The organism is Streptococcus sp. STC1396, from assembly GCF_058933875.1.
In genome coordinates this window covers 20,073-43,303 of sequence record NZ_JBZYCU010000018.1, presented here as the reverse complement: position 1 = coordinate 43,303, position 23,231 = coordinate 20,073, and the positions used below count along the sequence as shown (strand labels likewise).

28 protein-coding genes are annotated in these 23,231 nt (G+C 43.1%); 11 read left to right on the top strand and 17 right to left on the bottom strand.

The window, feature by feature from the left end; genetic code table 11:
* The coding region (locus AC5FEC_RS07505) for an IS3 family transposase (protein ID WP_154388400.1) at positions 1–95 on the top strand (95 nt) is incomplete at its 5' end.
* Between the two features lie 6 nt (positions 96–101).
* A complete protein-coding gene (locus tag AC5FEC_RS07500; protein ID WP_493661796.1) occupies positions 102–521 on the top strand; it encodes a hypothetical protein in 420 nt (139 codons plus the stop codon).
* Between the two features lie 456 nt (positions 522–977).
* On the opposite strand, the gene AC5FEC_RS07495 is transcribed toward AC5FEC_RS07500, so the two are convergent.
* From AC5FEC_RS07495 to AC5FEC_RS07470, 6 genes are all read right to left on the bottom strand, one after another.
* The gene (locus AC5FEC_RS07495) at positions 978–1,595 is read right to left on the bottom strand and encodes an SAP domain-containing protein (protein ID WP_493661795.1); all 618 of its coding nucleotides are present in this window, start codon (positions 1,593–1,595) and stop codon (positions 978–980) included.
* A gap of 106 nt (positions 1,596–1,701) precedes the next feature.
* Positions 1,702–2,223 carry an AAA family ATPase gene (locus tag AC5FEC_RS07490; RefSeq protein ID WP_493661794.1) on the bottom strand — a complete coding sequence of 174 codons (522 nt, stop codon included), beginning with the start codon at positions 2,221–2,223 and terminating at the stop codon, positions 1,702–1,704.
* Positions 2,224–2,532: 309 nt separating this feature from the next.
* Complete coding sequence (locus tag AC5FEC_RS07485) at positions 2,533–2,724, bottom strand: hypothetical protein (protein ID WP_037618175.1); 192 nt, start codon at positions 2,722–2,724, stop codon at positions 2,533–2,535.
* Positions 2,721–2,948, bottom strand: coding sequence for a helix-turn-helix transcriptional regulator (locus tag AC5FEC_RS07480; RefSeq protein WP_037618178.1), 228 nt, complete (start codon positions 2,946–2,948; stop codon positions 2,721–2,723). Before AC5FEC_RS07480 ends, AC5FEC_RS07485 begins: the two co-directional genes overlap by 4 nt.
* 2 nt (positions 2,949–2,950) lie before the next feature.
* Positions 2,951–3,538: a DUF3796 domain-containing protein gene (locus AC5FEC_RS07475; RefSeq protein ID WP_493661793.1), complete on the bottom strand. Its 588-nt coding sequence runs from the start codon at positions 3,536–3,538 to the stop codon at positions 2,951–2,953.
* Positions 3,539–3,783: 245 nt separating this feature from the next.
* The gene (locus tag AC5FEC_RS07470) at positions 3,784–4,644 is read right to left on the bottom strand and encodes a cation diffusion facilitator family transporter (RefSeq protein WP_037618181.1); all 861 of its coding nucleotides are present in this window, start codon (positions 4,642–4,644) and stop codon (positions 3,784–3,786) included.
* 169 nt (positions 4,645–4,813) lie between these two features.
* Here AC5FEC_RS07470 and AC5FEC_RS07465 point away from each other — a divergent pair, with 169 nt between their 5' ends.
* Together AC5FEC_RS07465 and AC5FEC_RS07460 are read left to right on the top strand one after the other, a co-directional pair.
* Positions 4,814–5,335, top strand: a complete 522-nt coding sequence (locus AC5FEC_RS07465) for a TetR/AcrR family transcriptional regulator (protein ID WP_062201548.1) — start codon at positions 4,814–4,816, stop codon at positions 5,333–5,335.
* Positions 5,336–5,411: 76 nt separating this feature from the next.
* Positions 5,412–6,584, top strand: a complete 1,173-nt coding sequence (locus tag AC5FEC_RS07460; protein WP_493661792.1) for a CynX/NimT family MFS transporter — start codon at positions 5,412–5,414, stop codon at positions 6,582–6,584.
* On the opposite strand, the gene AC5FEC_RS07455 is transcribed toward AC5FEC_RS07460, so the two are convergent.
* Positions 6,579–7,184: a DNA-3-methyladenine glycosylase gene (locus tag AC5FEC_RS07455; RefSeq protein WP_234549530.1), complete on the bottom strand. Its 606-nt coding sequence runs from the start codon at positions 7,182–7,184 to the stop codon at positions 6,579–6,581. The two genes, AC5FEC_RS07460 and AC5FEC_RS07455, sit on opposite strands and share 6 nt — an antisense overlap.
* Positions 7,185–7,346: 162 nt before the next feature.
* On the opposite strand from AC5FEC_RS07455, the gene AC5FEC_RS07450 reads away from it, so the two are divergent.
* Positions 7,347–8,093, top strand: a complete 747-nt coding sequence (locus AC5FEC_RS07450; protein ID WP_493661791.1) for a DeoR/GlpR family DNA-binding transcription regulator — start codon at positions 7,347–7,349, stop codon at positions 8,091–8,093.
* A 41-nt stretch (positions 8,094–8,134) separates the two neighbouring features.
* Positions 8,135–8,962, top strand: coding sequence for a Cof-type HAD-IIB family hydrolase (locus tag AC5FEC_RS07445; protein WP_493661790.1), 828 nt, complete (start codon positions 8,135–8,137; stop codon positions 8,960–8,962).
* Positions 8,963–8,991: 29 nt separating this feature from the next.
* Here AC5FEC_RS07445 and AC5FEC_RS07440 read toward each other — a convergent pair whose 3' ends face one another.
* Genes AC5FEC_RS07440 through AC5FEC_RS07415 form a run of 6 tightly spaced genes read right to left on the bottom strand, consistent with a single transcriptional unit; the run spans position 8,992 to position 13,965 of the window.
* Positions 8,992–9,471, bottom strand: a complete 480-nt coding sequence (locus AC5FEC_RS07440; RefSeq protein WP_037614970.1) for a GNAT family N-acetyltransferase — start codon at positions 9,469–9,471, stop codon at positions 8,992–8,994.
* Positions 9,472–9,497: 26 nt separating this feature from the next.
* Positions 9,498–10,769: a D-alanyl-lipoteichoic acid biosynthesis protein DltD gene (gene dltD, locus AC5FEC_RS07435; protein WP_493661789.1), complete on the bottom strand. Its 1,272-nt coding sequence runs from the start codon at positions 10,767–10,769 to the stop codon at positions 9,498–9,500.
* The gene (gene dltC / locus AC5FEC_RS07430; RefSeq protein WP_062201561.1) at positions 10,762–11,001 is read right to left on the bottom strand and encodes a D-alanine--poly(phosphoribitol) ligase subunit DltC; all 240 of its coding nucleotides are present in this window, start codon (positions 10,999–11,001) and stop codon (positions 10,762–10,764) included. The genes dltD and dltC overlap by 8 nt, the downstream gene beginning before the upstream one ends.
* A gap of 22 nt (positions 11,002–11,023) precedes the next feature.
* The gene (gene dltB / locus AC5FEC_RS07425) at positions 11,024–12,268 is read right to left on the bottom strand and encodes a D-alanyl-lipoteichoic acid biosynthesis protein DltB (RefSeq protein ID WP_217473227.1); all 1,245 of its coding nucleotides are present in this window, start codon (positions 12,266–12,268) and stop codon (positions 11,024–11,026) included.
* Positions 12,265–13,815 (bottom strand): D-alanine--poly(phosphoribitol) ligase subunit DltA, encoded by a 1,551-nt coding sequence (gene dltA, locus AC5FEC_RS07420; protein ID WP_493661788.1) that lies wholly within the window; start codon positions 13,813–13,815, stop codon positions 12,265–12,267. The genes dltB and dltA overlap by 4 nt, the downstream gene beginning before the upstream one ends.
* Positions 13,816–13,833: 18 nt before the next feature.
* Complete coding sequence (locus AC5FEC_RS07415) at positions 13,834–13,965, bottom strand: teichoic acid D-Ala incorporation-associated protein DltX (RefSeq protein WP_005591428.1); 132 nt, start codon at positions 13,963–13,965, stop codon at positions 13,834–13,836.
* Positions 13,966–14,231: 266 nt separating this feature from the next.
* Between AC5FEC_RS07415 and AC5FEC_RS07410 the strand changes: the two genes are divergently transcribed.
* From AC5FEC_RS07410 to AC5FEC_RS07390, 5 genes are all read left to right on the top strand, one after another.
* The gene (locus AC5FEC_RS07410; protein WP_493661787.1) at positions 14,232–14,558 is read left to right on the top strand and encodes a PadR family transcriptional regulator; all 327 of its coding nucleotides are present in this window, start codon (positions 14,232–14,234) and stop codon (positions 14,556–14,558) included.
* Complete coding sequence (locus AC5FEC_RS07405; RefSeq protein WP_037614982.1) at positions 14,545–15,144, top strand: DUF1700 domain-containing protein; 600 nt, start codon at positions 14,545–14,547, stop codon at positions 15,142–15,144. Before AC5FEC_RS07410 ends, AC5FEC_RS07405 begins: the two co-directional genes overlap by 14 nt.
* Positions 15,137–16,036 (top strand): DUF4097 family beta strand repeat-containing protein, encoded by a 900-nt coding sequence (locus AC5FEC_RS07400; protein ID WP_493661786.1) that lies wholly within the window; start codon positions 15,137–15,139, stop codon positions 16,034–16,036. Before AC5FEC_RS07405 ends, AC5FEC_RS07400 begins: the two co-directional genes overlap by 8 nt.
* 72 nt (positions 16,037–16,108) lie before the next feature.
* Complete coding sequence (locus tag AC5FEC_RS07395; RefSeq protein WP_015606044.1) at positions 16,109–16,723, top strand: HAD family hydrolase; 615 nt, start codon at positions 16,109–16,111, stop codon at positions 16,721–16,723.
* A 67-nt stretch (positions 16,724–16,790) separates the two neighbouring features.
* Entirely contained in the window at positions 16,791–17,744 is a 954-nt protein-coding gene (locus AC5FEC_RS07390; RefSeq protein WP_493661785.1) for a S66 family peptidase, read from the top strand.
* A gap of 76 nt (positions 17,745–17,820) precedes the next feature.
* Here AC5FEC_RS07390 and AC5FEC_RS07385 read toward each other — a convergent pair whose 3' ends face one another.
* The 4 genes from AC5FEC_RS07385 to AC5FEC_RS07370 form a co-directional block, all read right to left on the bottom strand.
* Complete coding sequence (locus AC5FEC_RS07385) at positions 17,821–19,077, bottom strand: carbohydrate-binding domain-containing protein (protein WP_493661784.1); 1,257 nt, start codon at positions 19,075–19,077, stop codon at positions 17,821–17,823.
* A 17-nt stretch (positions 19,078–19,094) separates the two neighbouring features.
* On the bottom strand, positions 19,095–19,775 hold the full coding sequence (locus AC5FEC_RS07380; protein WP_217473232.1) for a DUF4956 domain-containing protein: 681 nt from the start codon (positions 19,773–19,775) through the stop codon (positions 19,095–19,097).
* Positions 19,768–20,493, bottom strand: coding sequence for a polyphosphate polymerase domain-containing protein (locus AC5FEC_RS07375; RefSeq protein ID WP_493661783.1), 726 nt, complete (start codon positions 20,491–20,493; stop codon positions 19,768–19,770). The genes AC5FEC_RS07380 and AC5FEC_RS07375 overlap by 8 nt, the downstream gene beginning before the upstream one ends.
* A gap of 253 nt (positions 20,494–20,746) precedes the next feature.
* Positions 20,747–23,146, bottom strand: coding sequence for a YhgE/Pip family protein (locus AC5FEC_RS07370; RefSeq protein ID WP_493661782.1), 2,400 nt, complete (start codon positions 23,144–23,146; stop codon positions 20,747–20,749).
* Positions 23,147–23,231 lie beyond the last annotated feature (85 nt).

Here is a 23,231-nt window from a genome sequence, read left to right as displayed (position 1 = left end):
TCACGGATTATATTTTTTACTACAACAACAAGCGTATTAAAGCAAAGCTAAAAGGACTCAGCCCTGTTCAGTACAGAACCAAATCCTTTCACTAATATTTTTTGTCCAACTTTTTGGGGTCAGTACAACCTTCGGTGGATTTAACAGTCTATACAATCTCTTCGAATGATACCGAAAGATGGGATAAGGTAAGGCAAGTAGAAACAGGAGATGCTGTCTATCTAATATCTGTCAAAGAAGTAGCATCTTCAGAAGAAGTATTTTCAAATATTATTGCAGATGGCACTGCTATGGGATTTGGAGTTAGTGAAGAAGAAGTTAAACAATTTAACAATAATTTAGGAACTACTGTAGAAGATGCTAAAAATAATAAATTGATTGGTATAGAATTCTTCACTTTTTCTGATGATGGTAAGGGATTTTCAGTAGCGAATTTTGATTACGGCAAAAAAGAGTTTAATGATCAGAAAAAAGAAAAGAAAGAGTTCTATAAAAAACTATACGAAGCGTTTAAAAAATAATTTATGATGACACGACAAACGCATAAAGAGAAAAGTTCCAATAAATTTTTGAAATACAAAAGATTTGAAAGATTAATTCCATATTTTTTCTGAAAGACGCTTTAAGCTGATCCCTTGTTTCCTTAGTTCATAGATTTGAACTTTAGCTTTATAACGCAATTTCATTATAAAACACCCCAATGTTAGATTTTTTCTGTCCAACTTTTGGGGTTCAGTTCATTTCAAGCGTTTTTTATTTTTCTTGAATTCAGTACATCGCAATATAAATCAACCGAATCACTACCTTTTTTTGAAATAAGAATATGGATTCGGACAATAAAAAGTTAGAGGAGCATCATTACGAGGCTCCTCTTTTTTCTATGCTTGCTCCAACATCTATTTTATTATTACGCTATAATAAAATAGTATATAAATTAATGGACTCAGCTTTATTCAGCTCGACAAGCTGGAATCTGTTTACTTACGGTATTCCTCTACTTTAGATGCATACTTTTTTAAAAGTTCCTGTGAGTAAACTTTTTCATGTATCGAGTTTCTAACTTCTTTCCAGAGAATAGCTGCAACTTTTAACTTATTAGAATAACAATCGCTCAATTCATCTAAACAAAAGTCTTTTAGAAACTGATTCCATTGGCAAGCCGAACTATCATACTTGGCATAATCTGACTCGCCATAATATATTTTAATCATATCTTGAATAGTGAATTTTATATCTTTATCCCTTTTTACTTTTCGCCAAGCCGTTGCCATATCAGCACTAAATTTAAACGAACTAATGCCTGTTACAGCTGAAAAATAATCTCGAAATTTTTGGTTAAAAGAAAAACCACAGTTAAGTAACGGAGTCTCCAAGGTTATCACTTCGACTTGACTTTTGTTTCCTTTACTCAAAAATTTTTCTACTTTATTTCCCCTAAAATATTGTTCGATAATATAATTCAATTCTTGCTTCGTACATCTATACTCTAATCCAAGGGACTTACAAATTTGTGAAAGTTCTTCTCGATACCAATAGTATCTATTAAATTCTTCAAATGATTTTATATCTCCAAAATCAGGTCTTTTTTCTTTCATATGCACACCTTAATAAATTCAAATTTGTCATACAATCAATCTACTTGCCAGCTTGTAAACCCGTCTTATCTCTTTACTTTCTAATTCCCAGCTATCAAGCTCAATTTTAATCAACTAAAAATCTGTCCGAAGTTTTTATGATATGTGCTGTTTCTTTGATGTCCAAATCATCTGTATACAGCAAATGATTTTCCTCAATATTTTTAGCTAAGAACTCATTTCTTGACTGGATAGATAAATCGCCTGTTCTTTCAATTTCTTCTCTAGAAGAATCTCGGTCTCTAAGTGTTTCTTCTTCTGCTAACAAGACGCAGTATTTTAAGTTTATCTGTCTTGCCTTTAAGAACTCCGCGATTTTCTTCAGTTGTTCCTCAAAGATGACATATTCTATAACGACTGTGATGTCTCTGTCGATGAAATTATTAGTCAGACTGATGATATTATCCCAGAATAAATCCATATAATAGCCATCATCTTCCCAGGGTGCTACTAATCCGCCTTTAATCATCAAATAAATCATATCACCTTCTATTACCGCACTTTTGTCAAAAGAGTAAGCTAATTCTTTACTGACCGTGCTTTTTCCAACACCTGGAGGTCCAGAAACAATATAAACACAATTTTCCAATGGAACACCTCTATAAATTTTATTCTCCGTAAATAGTCGCTCATATTATACCATTTTTAAGATATTTTTCTACTTACTTCAAGTCTCTCATAGAAATAGATAGGAAAAAGTGAAATCATTGACATCAAGAAAGCCCTTGAAATCAACGTTTCAAAGGCTTTTTTGTTTTCGATGAAATAAACTGAATGTTAACTGATTAAAATGAGTCTGGTTTCGGTGCAAGGTTATTTCACCTTGCACAGGAGTAACCAAATTTCTAGCACTTCATTTATATTCAATGTTCATTTATTTCAAGTGCCTGATTTCTCTTTAAGACAATTTCTCTACATCTTTCACATAGCTTCGCACTACAGTACCGCAGTGTTTGCAAATGTCGTGATAAAGGGTTTGTCCATTAAAAGTAATCTTTTTATCTACAGAAGTGATACCAGCATAACCTTTAGGCTGTTGGCAAGTGATAAATTCCTCTGAACCACAGTGAGGACAAATAAGTTGTTTCATGATCTTTCTCCTTTTTCTTTTAGTTGGAAAAGTTCTTCCACCTGCAAATTAAAAACCTGAGCAATTTTGAGGGCCATCTCCAACGAGGGATTGTAACGGTTATTTTCCAGATGCAGAATCGTCTCACGTCGTATGCCAATGCGATCAGCCAACTCCTGCTGGGTCATACCAATGGATTCGCGGACAGATTTGAGATTGGTGATAATCTTACTCTCTTTGGCCATGTCTATCCTCTCCTTTCAAAGATAAAATAGACAACTGCAAAGATGCAAATCAAGGCTGCTATAGCAATAAATACTGGGCCCATGGAAAGAGTGAGAGAACCTATGTAGCCACTGATAACTGCCAGCATCATCAGTGCAACGAGAATCAAGACAAACATCAAGCTTGCTGCCTTGGCTAGATTAGCATAGAAGCGTTCGTCTGGAGTTTCCTTGATATTTTTCAAAGAGAAAAAACCAAATACAATCGCTTCAATAGCTAAGCCGATTCCTAAAATCCATTCTTTAATGCCGGATCCTTCGCTTGGAGTCGAAACCCAAATCCCTACTGTATAAAAAATGCTTGCTGCTAACACAAGCAGCGAATACAGTTTTGCAGATAAGTCAAAATTTCTCTTCTCTTTATCTTTCTTCTGCCATGGTTTCATGTGCAGCCAACCCCAAATGGCTACAATCTGAGCTGAAACTGAAATACCGAGAATAATCAACTTAGGCCCCCAATTAAGATTGGAACCAAAGAAAACATTGAAATCAATAAATAGAGCCGTAGCAATCATCGCAATGAGGCCACCGGTTTTTTGACTTTTTTTCATGACAAACTCCTTTCATCAGCTAGAAAGCTGTAAAAAATAGAAAAGTAATAAATTTTTTGAGAGATGATTTATCTTCTGACATCCTTTTTTAGTCATTTCACTATTTGAGTGTTAGAAATATCTCACATCCTTTATGTTATAAATATATCACATTTGATAACAAAAGGCAAGAATTTATGTGCTATTTTGGAAAATTTTTTTAATTTCCGCAAACAAAAACCCCAGAATTTCTCTGGGGAGCTGGCTTATTCTTTACCAATACAATATTCTTGGTGTTCCTGCAAGCTTTCATCGGTCTGAATAGTCACTTTAGCAATGCCGTAAGTGTGTAGCTTCTGGCGCAGGGTATCCTGTGTCTCAGCCAGCAAATTTGGATTTTCCAGACAGATATGGAGCATGGCAAATTTTTCTAAACCATCTGTCGTCCAAACATTGAGCTGGGTAATGGCTCGCACATTTTCCAATGCTGCTATTTCCTGATAAAGCTGACTGAGATCAACATCGTTAGGCACATGGTCTAGGAAAATCTGGATATTTTCCCAGAATTTTGGCAGGGCCTGACTGAGAATAAAGCCTGCGATGAAGAGAGAAAGCAGAGGATCTAGGAAATACCAGTCGGTGAAGCGCAAGATGAGGGAAACTACGATAACTGCTATCCAGCCCAAAATATCCTCAAGGAAATGCAGACTGAGAATGGATTCATTGTGACTGTGTCCATGGCTGACAACTCTGCTGGCTGCTGTATTGACGACAATGGCGACAATCCCCAAAACTAACATGCCATCATAATTCACCTTCTCCGGAGCAAATAATTTAGGAATATTTTCCACGATAACCAGGGTCGAACCAACCAGCAAAATCACTGAGGTCAACATGGCTCCCAGCAGGCTGTATCGCTTATAACCCAAGGTATACTCTCGATCTTCTTTTTTTGTGGAAATTTTTTCAAAAAGAGTCGATAGGCCAATAGCTAGAGCATCTCCGGTATCATGAACCGCATCGGCTAAGACAGCGCTGGAATTAAAGAGAAGGCCAAAGATAAATTCAATAATGGCAAAAGAAAAGTTTAACAGAAAGGCAATTGTCATATTTCTACTGGATTTCATGTGAACCTCCTTATTTATTTTCCCAAATGAATAATACTTATGGTATAATGTAATCAATACCGAACACTCTGTTCAATTATATTATCTACTATTATTAGGAAGGAAACAAGAGGCAGTTCATATCCTTTGTCTGTTAGCAGACAAAAAGCTCTTTTTGTACGGAATTTCCATGGATAGACGAGTAAAAAAATCACGCGCAGCCATTTACCAAGCCTTTATCAGCCTGCTCAATCAGAAAAGCTACGAAAGCATCACCGTTCAGGAAATCATTGACCTGGCAGATGTGGGGCGCTCTACCTTCTATAGTCACTTCGAGACCAAGGAAGCTCTGCTAGAGGAACTCTGCCAAGAGCTCTTTCAGCACACCTTTATCGAGCGCTCGGAGGGTCGGGATTTGTTTGAAGCGACAGCCCATATTTTCCATCACTTTCGGAAAAATCAGGATCGGATAGCCACCCTCCTCCTCGCTAAAAATACTTATTTCATTAACCGCCTGAAAATTGAGCTGGAACACTATCTCTTTCCCATGATTCAGCAGAAATTATTGCAGGAAAAGAGCCATCTGCCAGAGCATTTTCTAAAAAATTATGTGACGTCAACTTTTGTGGATACGGTCAGCTGGTGGCTACAGCAAAGAAAGCAGGTGGACGAAGACACGATTTCCCACTATTTTCTGGACTTGATGAGCTAATCTGCAATTTACCTATCATTTTCAGGGAAGATGTGGTATAATCGTTCCTTGACGCACGAAAGGAGGTTGATAACTTATGAAAAAAGAACACTCACCATTTTTAATTCCAGGTATTATCATGATCGGAGTTGCCTTGCGGGCACCTTTTGCTGTTTTGCCTGTCGTTTTGACGGACATTGCAGATGGACTTCAGGTTCCAGTCAGTTCCCTAGGTCTCTTGACTAGTCTGCCTTTGATTATGTTTGCCCTCTGCTCAGTCTTTGCTCCGCGCTTGGCGCAAAAGATGAGCTTGGAAAAGCTGTTTGCACTTGTGCTAGTCGTCCTAACTCTAGGCTCGCTGATTCGCGTGTTTAATCTTCCCTTACTCTATACGGGAACTATTATTTTAGGAGCGGCTATTGCTGTCTTAAATGTCCTTCTTCCGAGCTTGATTCAGGCCAATCAGCCACATCGAATTGGATTTTTAACAACCCTTTACATCACATCTATGGGGCTGTCGATTACGATTCTTTCTGCTCTGGCTGTTCCCATCGTTCAAATGAGTTCCTGGCAAGGTCTCATCTGGGTATCGACCCTAATCTGCCTCATAATCCTCTTGGTTTGGCTGCCCAATATCAAGTACAGCCATCACTTGGCTAGTAAACATCAGAAAAAGCAACACCTAGGCGCTCTTCTGAAAAATCCAAGAGTCTGGGCCTTGATTTTATTTGGTGGTTTACAGTCACTACTCTTTTATACAAGTATGACTTGGTTGCCGACTTTAGGACAACAAGCCGGCCTTTCTACTGATACGACAGGCTTACTGGCAGCCGTCTTTTCTCTAATTAGCCTGCCCTTTTCGATGACAATTCCTAGTTTGACAGCCCGCTTGAAAGCTCGTCAACGTCTGGTCATGATTAGCCTGGTTTCCGCAGCAGGCCTGATTGGTATTGCCATGCTCTTGATTCGGACAGACTCCTTTGCTTACTGGTTGGTTCTTAATCTCCTCATTGGCATGTCTGTCAGTGCTCTCTTTCCCTATCTCATGGTGACCTTCTCCCTCAAGACCTCTACGCCTGCGCAAACGGCCCAACTATCCGGACTGGCCCAAGCCGGTGGTTATATCTTAGCTTCTTTGGGACCTAGCCTCTTTGGCTACAGCTTTGATTTGTTCCAGTCTTGGACACCAGCCATCCTCATCCTCCTCGGTCTGACAGTCATCATGACCATGAGCCTCTTTTACATAGAAAAATTTGACAAGATTTTATAAAGCTTCTGATTCTCCATCAGGAGTTTTTTGCTGCCAAGTTTCTTGGTCGGCTATTAGATTTTTCTTGGCAATTTTAGAAACATGGCGATTGCCCGCAACATAAAAACCTAAAGGCTCTTGCCGCCATGCGTCTGTGCAGGTGACACCAATCCGCGACCGACTTTCAATTTGAACCGGTTTACAATCCTCGTCTAGCTGCAAACTTCCTCCTAAGCTCTGACCGTCAAAACGCTTGTCAATTCCTGCATACCTAGTCAGCTTCCCCGGACCATTGGCCAAAAGACGCCCATCTGGCAATTCCAAAGCCCGAATCAGAACAGCCTCGGCGATATTTTCACTCTTGGTCACCAGATTCAGCATCTGATGGCCGTGAATCTGATAGACATACCAATGGCCGGCAGTCAGATACATGGATTCATTTTTAGGAGAGCGGCGCCCACCAGCAGAATGACAGGCACTGTCCTGCTGTCCCAGATAAGCTTCCGTTTCAACAATTCGTCCCAAAACTTGGCCATCCAAAATTAACTGCATACCTAAAAGAGCCTTGGCAGTTGCTACCGTGTCTTCTTCCATTAATTTCCGAAATTCACTTGAAATCATCTTTCCTCATCTTATCCGCTTGATTTTCATTTGATTATAACATAATTTCAAAAGAACTTTTCTTATTTTTGACAAAAATACTTAAAAACCATTAAAAAACCTTTTAAAAACTTAAAACATGTGTTATGATCATCTTAGAAATATGAAGAAAGGATAAAGAAGATGTATCAGGAGCAGCGGCTTTCAAAAATGCTGGAACTTCTGGAGGACAAAGGACAGCTGGCAGCCAAGGACATGGTGGACTATTTTCAGGTTTCCAAGGATACCATTCGCCGCGATTTCTTGATTTTGAGCAAGCGAAAACTGGTTCAGCGCACCCATGGCGGGATTATTCCTTTAGAAAATAGTCGGCAAATCCCTTCTTTCAACGACCGCGTCGGCCAACTAAACCAAGAAAAAAAGGCTATCGCTCAGAAGGCTCTGGACTTTCTTAAACCCAATCAGGTCAATTTCTTTGATGTGTCAACGGTGGTTCTTAAGCTGGCTCAGCAAGTTCAGCAACCAATGACGATTTTTTCTCATTCTTTAGATAATGCCATCATGCTGAGTGATCAGGAGCAGGTTGATTTCCATCTTTTAGGTGGGAAGTTTTATCCGAGAAATCGCTTTTACTACGCCCTCAATGAAGCCGAGCTGCTCAGAAGTATTTCTTTCGATCTGGCCTTCATCGGAGCTGCAGGGCTAAAAAATGGCCAAGTCAGCTTTGAAGACCAAGAAGATGCCTATCTGAAGAAGCTCGCCCTCAAGCAAGCCAAGACAAAGATTCTGCTGGCCGAGCAGGCCAAAGTTCAGAAGGAATCAACCTATATTTTAGGAAACATCAGTGATTTTGACTACTGGATTACGGATCAAAAACCCAGCCCTGAGGTAGAAGCTCTTCTGGCTGGGAAAGTCACCATCATTTACTAGCTCTACAAGATTTCATTTTATAGCTTACGGAGGAAGCGACCATGACCAAGCAACATATTCGTTTGATTATCAGCGACATTGACGGCACAATTCTTGATGACCAGCACCAAGTAGATTCGCAACTGAGGGAACAGATTCCCTTGCTGAAAAAAGAAAACATTCCCTTTGTCCTAGCTTCTGCCCGCTCTCCTCTGGGAATGGAGCCAATTGCGCGTGAGCTGGGACTGGGTGATAATCCTCTAGCCTGCTACAACGGTGCCCTGATTATCAAAGGCGATTCAAATCAGTACGAAACGATTATCGAGCATCCATTGGATAAAAAAGAAATCCACACTTTTCTGGAACTTGTCAAGGCCGAGTTTCCTAGTGTTTCCATCAATCTCTACTCTGGTAAAGATTGGATTACTGAACGTTTGGACAAATGGGTTCAGATCGAAGCCGACATTACAGGTGAGCAACCTCTTATTCAAAATGTTCTGCTACCCGTTCTGGATGCTCTCATTCCAGCCCATAAACTGCTTTTAATTGATGAAGCAGCTGTTATCCAGCAACTGCATGCTTACTTGCAAACGCTGGATTTCCCCAATACAGCCTTCTACCTGTCCAAGGACAATTATCTGGAAGTCACGCATAAACACGTGTCAAAAGAGCACGCCCTTCTGGAAGTGGCTAACCACTATCAGATTCCGCTGGAGCAGGTCATGACGATCGGGGACAACTTCAACGATCTTCCGATGCTGCGAATGGCCGGTCTGGGAGTCGCCATGGGCAATGCCCCTCAGGAAGTAAAAGAGGACGCTCGGACAGAGACCTATAGCAACAACCAGCACGGTGTCGCAAAAGCTATTGAAAAGTATGTTTTAATCTAACGAAAAAATCTGCCAATGAGCAGATTTTTTCATTGATGATAATCATAGGCAAGCCGAGGGCTGCCATCTGGCAAATAAATCGTACCACACTGGCTAAAACCGTAGCGGCGAATGGCTGCCTGCATAGGATGGTTATCCGCATGCGTATCGATGCGGAGATAGGAAATCTGCTGCAAGCAAAAGTCAAAACACTGATGAGCCAGACCCTTGACTTGTCCATTTGAAGCGATACGGTGAATCGTACCATAAGGCTCTGTGAAGTGCCAAGCGCCTTCAATCTGCTGGTAGGTAGGATCTGGTCCAATGATAAGGGCAAAGGTCCCGACAATTTGTCCAGCTTCTTCGCAGAGATAGCAGTTGTCAGCCTGGATATCTCTCTCCACCAGCTGACGATTCGGATAGGAAGCTGGCCACTGAGTTGGATTCCCATTTGCCCGCATAAAATCTCTAGCCTGATCAAAAATTGCTAAAATTGCTGGGACATCCTGCATTTCCGCCAAACGAATCATGTTTTCTCCTCCCAGCTACGCTTTTCTTATTTGATAAATTCCTCGTAGTTACCCGTATAGTTCGCCCACTCCTTGCTGAAGAATTTTTCATTAATCTCATAGTTTGGAGCCGGTTGAGGATTAGACACAAAAGGATCTACGGCCTTGTCGAAGGCCAGCCAGCCATTCCAGCCCATGTGGATCGTATCCTGCATAAAATATGGCTTGTCCCCATCTTTGGAAAAGTCGGCAATATGCGTAAAGCCCTGACTTTCCAGCTGGAATTTAATCTTATCGACTGTCCGCTGATACATGTCTGCACTCAGGCCAGTGTAGGCCATCCATTTGGCGTTGACCGGCGGGATAACAAAGATAACATTCGTATGAGATTTGGCAAACTGTTCCAAAACCAGCTGCAAATCATTGTACTCTGGAGATTTTTCATAAGACTGCTTGGATTGGAAACCTTTGAATTTCTTGATTTTGCTGGCCAAACGTTTCTTATAAAAACTATTGTCAATACCCAAATCATTATTGCCAGTTCGTTTAATAGCGTCCGCTGTAGCAACCTTCTCCAAGGCTTCATAGGAAAATTCGTCCGGAAGGCGCGAAAGCTGAGGCAGAATTTTAGTCTCATAGTTCTCATTATTGCCAGCCGCAAGAGCACTGAAAAGGGCATCCTCCCGCTGATAGAACTGGCACATAGTATAGATATACTGTTGCTCAAAAGAAGTCAGCTGACTACCATCCGACACTTTCTTAACAATGTCTCCCATGGCAATATTAGGATAGAGCTGCAGGAGCCGTTGGGCTGCATACTGAGAGCCTACTCCGCCGTCCTGCTGACTGAGAAAACCAGTCAGCTGATCGCTGTTGAAATACTGCTGAAAGGCTGAAGCATCGTAGCCTGTCTTGGTAAACCACTGGGGTGAAACGACATAGACCGCTGTCTTATTCTCCAGCTCAGAAGCCATCTGCTGCATCCCAAAATACTGATTGAGCGAAGCGGCCCCCCGCTGCCCCAGAAAATAAGGTCGGTAATTGCGGTCATACTTCTCAGCCAAAACAGCTGGATGCATACTGTCAAAGCGCAGCCATTCGCTGGAGCCAAAGAAGGGAACAAAGCGGGTGTCTTGATCTGTCAGGGCCGTCATTTTTTTGCTACGGCTCTTGAAAGTTTCTGCTGTCAGTGTCACAGCTGAACGCTTCTCTGTTTCCACATCATGCTTTTTCTCAAGCGGATAGAAGAAAAAGAGCAGGGCGACCATGACCAAGGCGCAGAAGACTGGCCCCAGAATCAGCCAGAGTCGTTTAAGCATTACGAAGCTCCATTACACCTTCAACGATTTTATTGGCTGTGTTCCAGTCATCGCGGCCAAACTCTGATACTGGCACGCGGATATCAAATCGGTTTTCCAGTTCAACAATCAGCTCGACCGTTCCCATACTGTCCAAAACGCCAGCATCAAACAAATCTTCGTCCATCATATCTGACACATCTTCCATAAATAATTCGTCAATAATTTCAATTACTTCTGCTTTTACATCCATTATAGTTTCCTCGTTTTACATTTTATTTTTTAAACCAAAGGTCATTCAAAAATCCTGAGAAGATCAAGAATGAGAACATGACAACATGGAAGGTGATAACAACCCCCAGTGCTTGGGTCCACTTGTTGTCAGGCAGGGTTGGTAACCCCTTGCTTTTGCGCTCTTTATTGATGGTCTTTTTCTTACGGAGCCAAGCATCATTGACCACCAAGCCCAGACCGTGGAAAAGACCATAGGCGATATAGTACCAAGTCACACCATGCCAGAAGCCCATAATCAGCATGTTGATCAGATAGGCCACACTAGAGGTCGTGTTGCGGTTTTTAAAGACCTTGTTACGCATCAGCACCATGACCAGCCGCATAAAGACAAAGTCCCGGAACCAAAAGGACAGGCTCATGTGCCAGCGATTCCAGAATTCTTTCAAATCACGAGAGAGAAAAGGCTTATCAAAGTTGATAGGGCTCTTGATGCCCATGAGATTGGAAATGGCCACCGCAAACATCGAATAACCGGCAAAGTCAAAGAAGAGATCCAGACCAAAGACATACATGACGCCTAGCGTTCCCAGATTGAAGAAACCGCCGATATAGAGGGCATAGGTCTTGACATGCCCTAAAATCATGTGGCCAAAGATATGAGCCAGGACAAACTTATAGAGAAAGCCCAGCATGATATATTTGACCGACTGCTCCAGCATATCCAAAAGCTCATCGCGCTCTGGTATTTGGAGATAATTTTCATTGAAACGCTTGAAACGATCAATGGGGCCACTAGAAAAAGTGGGCATAAAGAGCATAAAGCGGAGAAATTCCCAGAGACTGAAATCAGTCAGCACGCCATCCCTCAGCTCAATGATCATACCAACTGAGCGGAAGGTCAGGTAGGAAATTCCCAGAAAGCCAAAGAGTGATTGATGGCCACTGATAGCTGGCTCGACCTTGACCCAGAATAGGGGCAGGACCGCCAATGCTGTGTGCAAATAAAATATCCACTTGCTGTCCCGCTTTTTGCGGTAGAATTTATAAGAATAAACCCAGACCGTCTGCCAGACGACATAAAAGAGCAGGGCATAGAGCTGCGCCAGACTAGGGCCCGTCAGCATCAAGACAATAAAGGCCAAGCTGACCAAGGCTTCATAGACTGGGAAGCGTTTTTTAAAGAAAAGTCCGATAAAGATTGGCAAAACAGCCAAGATAAGATAAAGGAAATACTGTGGGTCTCCGTAAGGCTCCAGATGAGGAAGCTGTTTCAAGAAATCCATCATGACTTGTTGACCTCACTAATCAGCCCCTTGATATCAATCTTACCGTTTGGTGTTAGGGGCAGAGATTCCCGATAGAGGAACTTAGACGGCATCATATAAGACATCATGATATCCTGCAGGTCCTCCTTGATAGCCTTGGTAATATCGATTTCGCGGTCAAATTGCTCTGCGACACCGTCTTTCAAAATAACGTAGGCTAATAAGTTTTGAACCTTGTGGTCCTTATTGTAGCGTGGCACTGCTACTGCCGCCTCGATATACTTGGATTTGTTGAGGTTTTGAGATACGTCCTCCAGCTCGATGCGATAACCGTTAAACTTAATCTGGAAGTCCATCCGGCCGCCGTAGAGCAGCAGGCCTTCATCGGTCATCGTACCCACATCACCTGTATGATAGGCTGGTAGCCCTTCAAATTCAAAGAAGGCTTCAGCTGTCTTTTCAGGATTGTTGAGGTAGCCCTTGGATACGGCTGGTCCGCAGACAATGATTTCCCCCTGCTGACCATTCGGTAATTTTTGCCCATTCTCATCGATGACAAAGGTTGGTGAATCCGCCTTGGTATAGCCGATTGGCAGACTCTTGAGGATCGCTAGCATCTCATCTGTGATGGCAACTGCAGACAGAGCCACTGTTGCCTCAGTCGGACCATAGGCATTGATAATATGAGCCTCAGGGAAACGCTCCCGCAATTTCTGAGCTGTCTTGACCGTCAGCTCCTCTCCATCAAAGTAAAAATGCGTAATGCCTGGCATCTTCTGGCTGTTAAAATCTTCCGAAAGCATAGCCATATCCGCAAAGGATGGAGTAGAGGTCCAGATTGCTACAGGCAGGCTGAGAATCGCTTCAAATAGCTGCTTGAAGTCCTGAGTCAGACTAGAAGGCAAGGCATAGAGCGTCCCTCCTAGCGCCAAAGTCGGTGCCCAATACATAACTGACAAGTCAAAAGAATAAGGCGGTTGCGCCAGCATTTGCGGGCGGCTAGGTGTCGCAAATTCCTTGTCTGTAATCATCCAGTTGGTAAAGCTGAGCAGGTTATCATGAGAGATTTGCACACCTTTAGGTTTACCAGTCGTACCAGAAGTAAAGATGATGTAGTAATTATCATCGCCCTTGACTGGATGGCTAATCTCATAAGCAGTCTTCTCTGCGTAAGCTGCTCGAACCTGATCCAGACTGAGGATGGCTGCATCTGTATCAGTCAGCGGAAAATCCGCAATGGCAATAATCAAGCTTGGCTCAGCTACTTCCACAATAGCAGTCACGCGCTCCAAGGCTGAATGACTATCAATAGGAATATAGGCATGACCTGCCTTAGTCAGAGCCACAAAAGTAGCCAGCATTTCATACTCCTGACCACCGTAGACTACAACTGGTGACTTGGGAGCCAGCCCCAAGCTATCAATCTTCGCCGCTAGCGCATCTGAATCAGCCTTCAGGTCTCCATAAGTATAGACTTCTCCAAGGACATTGTAAACAGGAAAATCCGGCTGCGTCTGAGCAAAGTACTCAATCGCTTCAATCATATCTGTAATTGCTGTGTTCGACATCTATAGTACTCTCTTATATTAAAATTCATTGTAGATAAAGCCACCCTGACCTTGGCCAAGATAACTAAAGAAATAAAGCAGGGCGACAAAAATCACAAAGTATAGCAGTGTCTGCCCTACAAACTTATAAATCGTCTTATATTTCGTCATTTCATTCACTCTTATCTTCTTTTAGATAGACATAGATTATTTTACCATGTTATAGAGAAAGATTTCAATATAAAAGCTGTGGATTGTGTAAAGTTCTTGTAAGGAAATAAAGAGGAGAAAAGCTGATTCCCTTATTTTTCATGGATGAAATCCTTTTCAAAACATATATGTGAAATTTATATATATTGCTTGACTTTTGGTTTGAAAGGCATTATCCTATATGTAGAAAGTTTATATATAATATTTTTATATATAGGAGGTAGTGCATGTATTTCCCTACATCTTCTACCCTGATAGAATTTCTGATTTTAGCGATTTTAGATAAAGAGGATTCTTATGGCTACGAGATTAGCCAAACTATCAAACTCATTGCAGATATCAAGGAGTCCACGCTTTATCCTATCCTGAAAAAATTGGAAAAGAGTCAGTATTTAGAGACATACTCTCAGGAATATCAAGGTCGAAAACGAAAATATTACTCTCTGACCCCAACAGGTCAGAAACAACTGGTCAGCCTCAAAAACGAATGGGAGCTTTATACCAGCACGATTAAGGGCATCATAGAAGGGAGCATTCGCCATGACAAGAACTGAATATCTAGCCCAACTAGATCACTATTTGAAAAAGTTGCCAGCAAAAGACTATCAAGAAGCCATGGACTACTTTACTGAGTATTTTGACGAGGTCGGTCCAGAGGGCGAGGCAGCAGCTATGGCTGAGCTGGGCAGTCCCAAGGAAGCAGCTCACGAGATTATCATCAATCTTTTGGACAAGAAAATAGAAGAAGACAGCCAAGATGCTAGCTCTGTCAAAAACAGCAAGCAGATCGTCCAGATTGCCATTCTGTCCATCTTGGCAGCACCGCTGGCAATTCCTCTCTTAATCTTGGCTTTGACTTTGGTCTTTACTTTCTTCCTCCTCATCAGTGTCTTTGCTTTTGTCATGGCCACCTTTGCTTTTGCTATGTTTGCCATGGGGGCTAGTCTGATTTGGGACAGCCTGACTCTGGGCATGGGCACTTCTATTCCTGCTTTTGCCCTCAGTTTGGGAATGAGCCTCTTAGCCTTAGGCTTGGCTGGACTCTTCTATCTCAGCATTGGTCCTATCCTCCGCTTTATCAAACTGAGTTTTGTCAAACTCGCCCAAGCCTTGGCACGGAAAGGAGGCCGTCATGTCTAAAGTAAGAAAAACCATATTCAGCTTTGCTATTGCTGCCTGTCTGCTGGGTCTAGGCCTCATACTGGCAGGGCTAGCTAGTGGTGGTCTACAGGATCTGGTGAAGAGCTCAGCCGCTAGCACCAAGATGGCCAAGCAAGAAGAAACCTATGACAATATCCATTCCTTAAATCTAGAGTTGAGCAACCGCTCGGTTATTATCGAAGAATCGCCCGATGATAAGGTTCATTTGACCTATTATCAAGGAGATGGCAAGACATCTGAAAAAATCAGTACCAAGGCCGAAAACGGTAGTTTATACATTAAGGAATCCAGCTTTTTTATCAACATTAGCAGCAGTCTGCGCTCTTTACTGGGCTTGATAAATGGAGATTTGGAAAGGACTCAACAAGTTATCCTATCCCTGCCTAAGAGAAGGAACTTGGAGCAGGTCAAGGCCAGTTTAGCTAATGGCAGCCTATCAATCAATGACCTGACAATCAAAAAATTAAAAGCCGATCTCAGCAATGGCTCTATTGAACTCAGTCACAGCCAGATTCAGACCGGCAGCATTGAAAGTGCTAATGGCAGCATCGAGCTAGTCCAAACCAACCTGACCGATACTCAAATCAGTCTCGCCAACGGGAGTATCACTAGTGATAAACTAACCCTCAAGGGCAATATCAACATGTCCAGTGGCAATGGCTCCATCGATCTCCATCTCACCGAAGAGACCTACAAAGCCATCTCACTAGACCTGCATACAGATATAGGTGACATTGAAGTGCCCAAGGACATGCAGACGAGCCACGACCAAGAGGACTTCATAGGCGATCGAGTCATCCACACCAATGAACAGGCCCAAGCCAAGCTGACAGCCCGCACCAGCACCGGCAGCATTGAGATTAATCATTAAAAATAGAGCGGAGCCTGATTGGTTCCGTTTTTTATGGTCCAAATGGTAAAATAAGATAAAGAGGTGTTTCGAATGACAAACTATAAATGGCTATTTTTTGATATTGGTTCTACTTTAATCAATGAAGAGAAAGCTTATCAGGATAGGATTGAACAAGCAATCGCAGAAACAAATATCACTTATGATACATTTTATCAAAGAATGCTAGTCTTATTTCAAGAGGGGCTAAAGGGGGATTTAATAGCGCTACAAGAGTATAGTTTAGAACGACCAAAGTGGAAATCTGAGCTAGAAATACTTTATCCAGATGCAAAAATAGTTTTAGAAACTTTGCATAATCGCTATAAAATAGGTGTTATTGCTAATCAGCTACCTAACTTAGAAAAGCGGTTAGAAAACTTTGGTATCAGACAATGGATTGACCTGATTATCTCATCAGCTGATTGTGGATTTTCTAAACCTAGTTCTAAAATTTTTCAACTAGCCCTTCAACAAGCTTCATGCTCTGCTTCATCTGCTACTATGATTGGTGACAGACTTGATAATGATATTGCGCCAGCTAAGGCATTGGGCATGAAAACTATTTGGATAAAACAAGGATTTAGTGCATATAGTCCAATCCAATCACCATCAGAAGAACCTGATTTTACTGTAAATTCCTTATCGGACCTGCTAAAAATTCTCTAACCCCACCTTTACTTCCTATAGCCTTTATGTTATGATACTCTATAAAATTTATCACAAGGAGGTTCCTATGAAAAAACTCACACCTGGCATGCACATTCGGGTCGTCAGCCCCTCGTCGTCAATCGAACGCATCGGTGGCTTTGAGGCCAATCTAGTCGCCAAGGAGCGCTTGGAAAAGCTAGGATTTACCGTGTCTTTTTCGGAGCATTATCTGGAAAATGATATGTTAGACTCTGCCTCCATCGAAAGCCGGGTGGCAGACATCCATGCCGCCTTTGCAGATGACTCCGTTGATGCCATCCTGGCCACCATCGGCGGTTTCAACTGCAATGAGCTCCTGCCCTATCTGGACTTTGAATTGATTGCTAGAAATCCTAAGATTTTCTGCGGCTACTCGGACACAACAGCCTTGCTCAGCGCAATTTATAGTAAGACTGGCATGAAAACCTACATGGGACCATCCTACTCCAGCTTTAAGATGGATGCCCTGCAGGACTACCAGACTGAGAGCTGGCTCAAGGCCGTCAGCCAGACTTCTTATGAATTGACTCCTAGTGAAAAATGGGGCAACAACGCCTGGTACCTGCCCGATGCGCCACTGACCTTCCATGAGACAGAGTGGAAAGTCTACAACCATGGAAAAGCCCAAGCCACTGCTATCGGCGGCAATCTTTCCACCTTCTCACTCCTACGCGGTACCCCCTATGCCCCGACAGACGAAAACTATGTCCTTTTTGTTGAAGAGGCAGAGGAAGATGACTATGTGGAGTTTGACCGCAATCTAGCTGCCCTCCTTCAGGCCTATCCTAACCCGCAGGCCCTCCTCATCGGTCGCTTTCCAAAAGAATGTCAGATGACAGAAGAGCTACTCCTTTATATCTTAGACAAGCATCCGATTTTAAAGACTATCCCTGTCCTCTATGACTTGGACTTTGCCCATACTCAGCCACTCTTTACCATTACCATCGGTGCTCAGATGACGGTTGATACGGAAAAGATGGCCATCAGAATTGATGAATAAACAAGAATCCCTCGTTCCAGCTGGAATGAGGGAGATTTCTTTTTGGTTCTATTCAATTAAACTTTCATGATTGGGCTTAATGTCCACCGGGACCGGGACCGCCACCTTGGCCGTCTGGGGCACCGCCACCACCAGGACCATCGGATGTGATTTCGGTTCGGGTTTGCCCATTAACCGTGATAGTCCCGCCCGTATAGGTAGCCTTGCCATCAAAGTCAAAGGCAGATACCGTGGATGTGATAGCTAGGTTTCCTCCTGTCATGATGATATCGCCATTGGAATCAAGAGCATCTGTGTCGCCTTGGCCGACTTCAACCTTGATATCACCACCAGTAATCTTGATGAAAATTTCAGCCCCAGTCGCTGTACTAGCTGCATTGATCCCATCATCCGTCGCATAAAGATCAAGTGTACCGCCATTAATCGTGACATTTGTTCCCTCTAGAGCCTCGACACTCTTGGAAACTGTGATCGTTCCACCATCAATCACTGCTGCATTGCTGGCATGAAGACCATCATCACCGACACTAATCGTAATGGTACCGGACTGAATATAGAGATTTCCGAGCGAAGTGTCCTCGTCATTATCTGCGTGGATCGCATCTTCCGTCGCGGTAATATCCAGACTGGCTTCCTTGATGTTGATGGCATCATTGGCTGATAAGCCATTCTTATAGCCCTTGATCGTATAAGTTCCGCCTGTGATACGTAGGTCATCATTAGACTCGACCGCGTTACCATAATTTCCTTCGATGGTCAGACTGCCTGAGCCGTTGAAGGTCAAGTCGTCCTTACTGTAAATAGCTGCATCGTAGTCAGTATTGGTGTGATTGGCTGAGTCAGAAATGCTATTCTTGCTGCCTTCAGCTAGGGTAATGAAGGTTCTATCCGCATTTTCTACCACAATCGCTGCATCCGTCCCTGTCATAGTCACGCCATCCAAGACGATCTGAACCTTGTCTTGATCGCCAGCCTTGACAACAATCTGCACATTTTCACTGCTGCCAGAGAGGACATAGGTTCCGGCTGCCGTAATGGTCACTGTGGATCTAGAAACGCTCGCTCCGTCACCAGTTGTCTTGGCTGTAGAGCCGCTCAAGCTAATCTTGGTCGCTGTCGACTCATCATAAGAAGCATCCTGATCACGATCTGTGAAATGGCTAGATGTGTCTGTCTTTGTCGTACTGGTAGCCGTTTGAGTGGTCGTGGTACTAGCACTCGTAGGAGTGCTGGACTGGCTGGTCAAGCTGCAAGCTCCCAAGGTAACACTCATTAGCGCTAGAGGCACCATTAGTTTTATTTTCTGAAATATTTTTTTCTTGCCTGTTTTCATGATTGGCCTCTTTCTAGTTATAATTCATTTTCTTTCGTGATGTAGCGGCTGATAGCAATCTCTAGATTGCCATTGCGCGTGCGTAGGGCATCGATGAGTTCTTTTTCGGTCATCCGACCATTCAGCTGAAGGATGTATTTAAGCTTGAACAAACTTCCCATATCAGAGGTTTTGACATTAGCCAGTTCAACATGATTGGTAGCTTTGCTGAAAATATCATCAAAAATACTTTCATAGTCCAGACTTTCTGGTATGACGACAGTCAGCTGGCGCATGGAATGCTTCATCTGTCCAAAATTGACCACCTCAAGCAGCAGCATGACGAGCGACATGATGAGGGTAAAGACGGTCGCAAAGACCAGGTAGCCCATTCCGATGGCAATCCCGATTGTCATGACTAGGAAAATGGACACCAACTCCTTGGCTCCTCCAGGTGCGGAACGAAAACGAATCAAGCTGAAGGCCCCCATGACAGCAACCCCTGCTCCCAGACTTCCATTGACCAAGAAGATGACAATTGCAATCAAGGTCGGCAAAAGCGCCAAACTCATCACAAAGGATTTGCTGTAAACCGTCTTAAACTGGTAAACCTTGGCAACGACCAAGCCCAAAAGCAAGGACACTCCGATTGCCAGCATCATCATGGCCGGATCTACGGCCGTATCGGTAAAAATATCATAAAATAAGTGATTAAGCATGATTTACAACTCCTTTATAGTCTGTCGTTTTCTTGTAAGCAACCCCGTATTTGGAAAAGGAGCTTGGGAAGACCTGATGGCAATCCAAAATCTCACTCAGCCAGAGCGGATAGGCTCCTGGCACCTTGACTTCCATAATCACATAATGATCCGGCAGAAGATTTTCCCCGTAATGACCATGCAAGAGGCTCAAATCATAGTTGCGGTAGGTCAAATCGTGGTCAATGGTAATCCGAACATTGGGATCCTCAATCCCCTTCATAGAATAACGATTGTAGTAGATATACATCATGGGTTGCAGGCCACCGTAGCGCTGACTCAGCCAGTCGATTTCCTCACGAATCTGACAATCCTCAATCTTACTGTGATCGCCCTCCAAGTAAGCCTCTGCAGCCACTAGATCTGTCGAAATACGGCGTTTGTAGACAATCTTGCGCACTTTTTTCTTGATTTCCAAAAAGACTTGGCTGTCTTCACTAGGGTTTTCGTCGTAGGTGCGCACGCGCAATTTTTCTTTAAAATAAGGCTTTTCTAAGGACTCACGAATCATTTGATAGGTTGGGGTGTCGTAGTAAAGATTGTTAATGGTCGAATAAGCATGCTCATCCTCTACCAGATGGCCTTCAAACTCGGTCAATAAATCGGCCAAAGTTTCTTTGGAAATAATGTATTTGGTTTCAAATCGTTGAAATTTATCTTTAAATGTTTTTTTAGCCATGGATTCTCCCCCTGTCTTTCTTGTAACTAGAGCCATTTTACGGATGAAAACTTAAAGGAAGGCTAAAGAAAACTTAAAGAAAACAAAACATTCTGATTTTCATAACAAATAAAATAGACTTGTGGAGAAAATCTACAAAACTGATTATTCTGCTATTTAGCAACCGTTTCACGTGAAACTAAAAAAACTTGGTTCTGTTCACAAAACCAAGTTGTTCCTTTCGAAGAGAAAATAATCTGCATTCTTCTCTATATTAAATGATTTCTTTCTTATCAGGACGATAGGCTATTGTGCCTAAGAACATGAAAATCAGTAAAGTCGCGGTCAAGAAGGCTAGTTGGCTACCGATTTGACCATTCATCGAGATCGTTTCCCGCAGTCCTGACACTGCATAGCTCATCGGTAAGATTGGATTGAGCATTTGAAAGATTTTCGCTGTTAGGGGCAGCGGATAAGTACCAGCGCTGGAAGCCAACTGCAGGAGCAAGAGAACCAGAGATACAAAGGCTCCAATCTTACTATCCCAAGTGACCAGAGTCGTCACAACCGCCATAAAGGCCATGCTGGCTAAAACAGTCAAGGCCAGCGTCGTCCATTCATAGTTTGCCTCAAGACCAATCAAATGAACCGCTCCATAGACCAAGATTCCTGCCAAAACAGAAATCAAGCCATTGACTTCCAGACGAGCCTTAAGCCAAGCTTTACGGGAAGCTGGAACCTGACCAGAAGGCAGCGTACCGAAAATGACATTCGTCGAAATCGCCGCTACAAAAAGAGCAACAGAAATCATGTACGGAGCCATACCAACACCATTTTTACCAACCTGATCTTTGTCTGTTTTTTTCAGCTCAACAGGACCAGCCAAAGCAGCAGCATTGTCCTCTGTCACAGAAAGCTCGGATAATTGTCCCTTGGCATCCGTCAAGCCTGTATTTAGAGTCTGAGCACCGATTGACAAGTCTCCCAGTCCAGCGCTCAAGGTTAAACCGCCAGCTGCTAACTGCTGAGAACCATCTGCCATTTGATTGGCACCTGTAGTTAATCTTTGCATACCTGTGACCAAAGTTGGCGATTTGTCATTTAGCTGAGCGAAGCCTGAGCTGATTTGACCGATACCAGAAGTCACTTGCTCATTATGACTAGCTAGATTAGCCGATCCTTGAGAAAGCTGATCGACCCCCGCTGTATAAGCCGTTACTCCCTGTGCAACCTGAGAAAGTCCGCCTGCATAGGCTATCATTCCTTGAGAAAGGGTCGCTGAACCAGTGCTGGCAGAGGATAGAACTTCATTTACCTGACCCAGACCACTGTAGAGACCACTAATCATAGCTGAGGCGCCCGGCAGGACTTGGCTCGCTGCGGCTGACAGCTGACTTGCTTGGCCGCTGGCTGTTTGCAAACCTTGCAAATTCGTCTGAATGGCCTGAACTTCCTGTACAATGGCTGCCGCCGCACTGCTGCTAGAATCAGCTCCACCTGCTAGAGCTGCTTTTAGTTCTTCTTGCTCACTGGTAGAAAGTTTCTGGTAAGCAGCTGTGCCTTCCAAAGCCGCCACGGCTGCCGCCCGATCACTTTGCGCACTACTTGCCAAAGACTGGGCATTGGCCGCAATCGTCGTGAGAGAAGCCGCAATTGTTTCCGTTGGCAGGCTCGTTCCCGATGTCGCATTCTGAATAGCTGTATTGAGCTGATCTAGACCCGCCGTCAACTGAGCAACCTTTTCTTGATTAGCAGTAACACTGCTATTAACGGACGATTGCAGTTCTGACAAACCACTATTTAGACGCTCCACACCAGCGACTAATTCCTGTGAATTGCCAGTCAGTTGGTTGGTTCCATTCAGTAATGTTTCTGACTGAGCGGTTAATTGACTGGCACCAGCTGAAAGCTGCCCAACTCCATCTGTATATTCCGTCATCTTGCTAGTAAAAGTCGGCAAGCCGGCATTGATCTGAGCCACTCCATTTGTATATGCTACCAGACCAGTCGATAGCGCTGTAGCTCCATCTGAGAAGGTTAGGCTGGACTGGGCTAAGCTTTCCAAATTAGTAGTCAGTTTTTGGCTACCGTTTGCTAATTTCTGACTTCCTTCGGCCAATTTAGCTGTGCCATCTGCGGCTGTTCCAAGTCCACCTTTTAGCTTATCCATGCTCGCAAAAAGGCTTATCACATAGCTTTTCGTGATCTTCTGACTGATCGACTGCTTCATCGAAGTCATGGCAGAATCACTCATTTTACTAGCGATAAAACTATGGCCACTGGATGTTTGATAGTGAATCGTGACTTGCTTAGGCTGATTGCTCAAGATACTAGCCGCATTGGCTGATAGATCCTTGGGAAGAGTCACTACCATGTAATAGTCTCCCTTTTCCAGCCCCTTCTCTGCCTGATCCTCATCCACAAAATGAAAATCCAGCGCTGCATTTTTCTTCATATCTTGGACCATATCTGAACCAATGGACAGATCTTGTCCATATAGGCTCGCCTTTTGATCCTGATTGACCACCGCTACTGGTAAATCAGAAAGTTTGCCATAAGGATCCCACATGGAGCTCAAAAAAATCACATTATACAAAGCCGGAATCAAGGAAATTCCCAGCATCACCACAATAACCTTCGGTTTTTTGAAGATGGCTTTCCATTCTTTAAACATTTTTTCTCCCCTTTTTATACACCTTGTCTAAAAATTTGATATAATAGATTATACACAATAAAAAAATTAAGGCAAGCAGAAAATT

Coding starts and splice junctions, on each gene's coding strand:
- AC5FEC_RS07495 (WP_493661795.1), bottom strand. CDS start 1,595: ATGAAAGAAAAAAGACCTGATTTTGGAGATATAAAATCATTTGAAGAA.
- AC5FEC_RS07485 (WP_037618175.1), bottom strand. CDS start 2,724: ATGAAACAACTTATTTGTCCTCACTGTGGTTCAGAGGAATTTATCACT.
- AC5FEC_RS07480 (WP_037618178.1), bottom strand. CDS start 2,948: ATGGCCAAAGAGAGTAAGATTATCACCAATCTCAAATCTGTCCGCGAA.
- AC5FEC_RS07475 (WP_493661793.1), bottom strand. CDS start 3,538: ATGAAAAAAAGTCAAAAAACCGGTGGCCTCATTGCGATGATTGCTACG.
- AC5FEC_RS07470 (WP_037618181.1), bottom strand. CDS start 4,644: ATGAAATCCAGTAGAAATATGACAATTGCCTTTCTGTTAAACTTTTCT.
- AC5FEC_RS07465 (WP_062201548.1), top strand. CDS start 4,814: ATGGATAGACGAGTAAAAAAATCACGCGCAGCCATTTACCAAGCCTTT.
- AC5FEC_RS07460 (WP_493661792.1), top strand. CDS start 5,412: ATGAAAAAAGAACACTCACCATTTTTAATTCCAGGTATTATCATGATC.
- AC5FEC_RS07455 (WP_234549530.1), bottom strand. CDS start 7,184: ATGATTTCAAGTGAATTTCGGAAATTAATGGAAGAAGACACGGTAGCA.
- AC5FEC_RS07450 (WP_493661791.1), top strand. CDS start 7,347: ATGTATCAGGAGCAGCGGCTTTCAAAAATGCTGGAACTTCTGGAGGAC.
- AC5FEC_RS07445 (WP_493661790.1), top strand. CDS start 8,135: ATGACCAAGCAACATATTCGTTTGATTATCAGCGACATTGACGGCACA.
- AC5FEC_RS07440 (WP_037614970.1), bottom strand. CDS start 9,471: ATGATTCGTTTGGCGGAAATGCAGGATGTCCCAGCAATTTTAGCAATT.
- dltD (WP_493661789.1), bottom strand. CDS start 10,769: ATGCTTAAACGACTCTGGCTGATTCTGGGGCCAGTCTTCTGCGCCTTG.
- dltC (WP_062201561.1), bottom strand. CDS start 11,001: ATGGATGTAAAAGCAGAAGTAATTGAAATTATTGACGAATTATTTATG.
- dltB (WP_217473227.1), bottom strand. CDS start 12,268: ATGATGGATTTCTTGAAACAGCTTCCTCATCTGGAGCCTTACGGAGAC.
- dltA (WP_493661788.1), bottom strand. CDS start 13,815: ATGTCGAACACAGCAATTACAGATATGATTGAAGCGATTGAGTACTTT.
- AC5FEC_RS07415 (WP_005591428.1), bottom strand. CDS start 13,965: ATGACGAAATATAAGACGATTTATAAGTTTGTAGGGCAGACACTGCTA.
- AC5FEC_RS07410 (WP_493661787.1), top strand. CDS start 14,232: ATGTATTTCCCTACATCTTCTACCCTGATAGAATTTCTGATTTTAGCG.
- AC5FEC_RS07405 (WP_037614982.1), top strand. CDS start 14,545: ATGACAAGAACTGAATATCTAGCCCAACTAGATCACTATTTGAAAAAG.
- AC5FEC_RS07400 (WP_493661786.1), top strand. CDS start 15,137: ATGTCTAAAGTAAGAAAAACCATATTCAGCTTTGCTATTGCTGCCTGT.
- AC5FEC_RS07395 (WP_015606044.1), top strand. CDS start 16,109: ATGACAAACTATAAATGGCTATTTTTTGATATTGGTTCTACTTTAATC.
- AC5FEC_RS07390 (WP_493661785.1), top strand. CDS start 16,791: ATGAAAAAACTCACACCTGGCATGCACATTCGGGTCGTCAGCCCCTCG.
- AC5FEC_RS07385 (WP_493661784.1), bottom strand. CDS start 19,077: ATGAAAACAGGCAAGAAAAAAATATTTCAGAAAATAAAACTAATGGTG.
- AC5FEC_RS07380 (WP_217473232.1), bottom strand. CDS start 19,775: ATGCTTAATCACTTATTTTATGATATTTTTACCGATACGGCCGTAGAT.
- AC5FEC_RS07375 (WP_493661783.1), bottom strand. CDS start 20,493: ATGGCTAAAAAAACATTTAAAGATAAATTTCAACGATTTGAAACCAAA.
- AC5FEC_RS07370 (WP_493661782.1), bottom strand. CDS start 23,146: ATGTTTAAAGAATGGAAAGCCATCTTCAAAAAACCGAAGGTTATTGTG.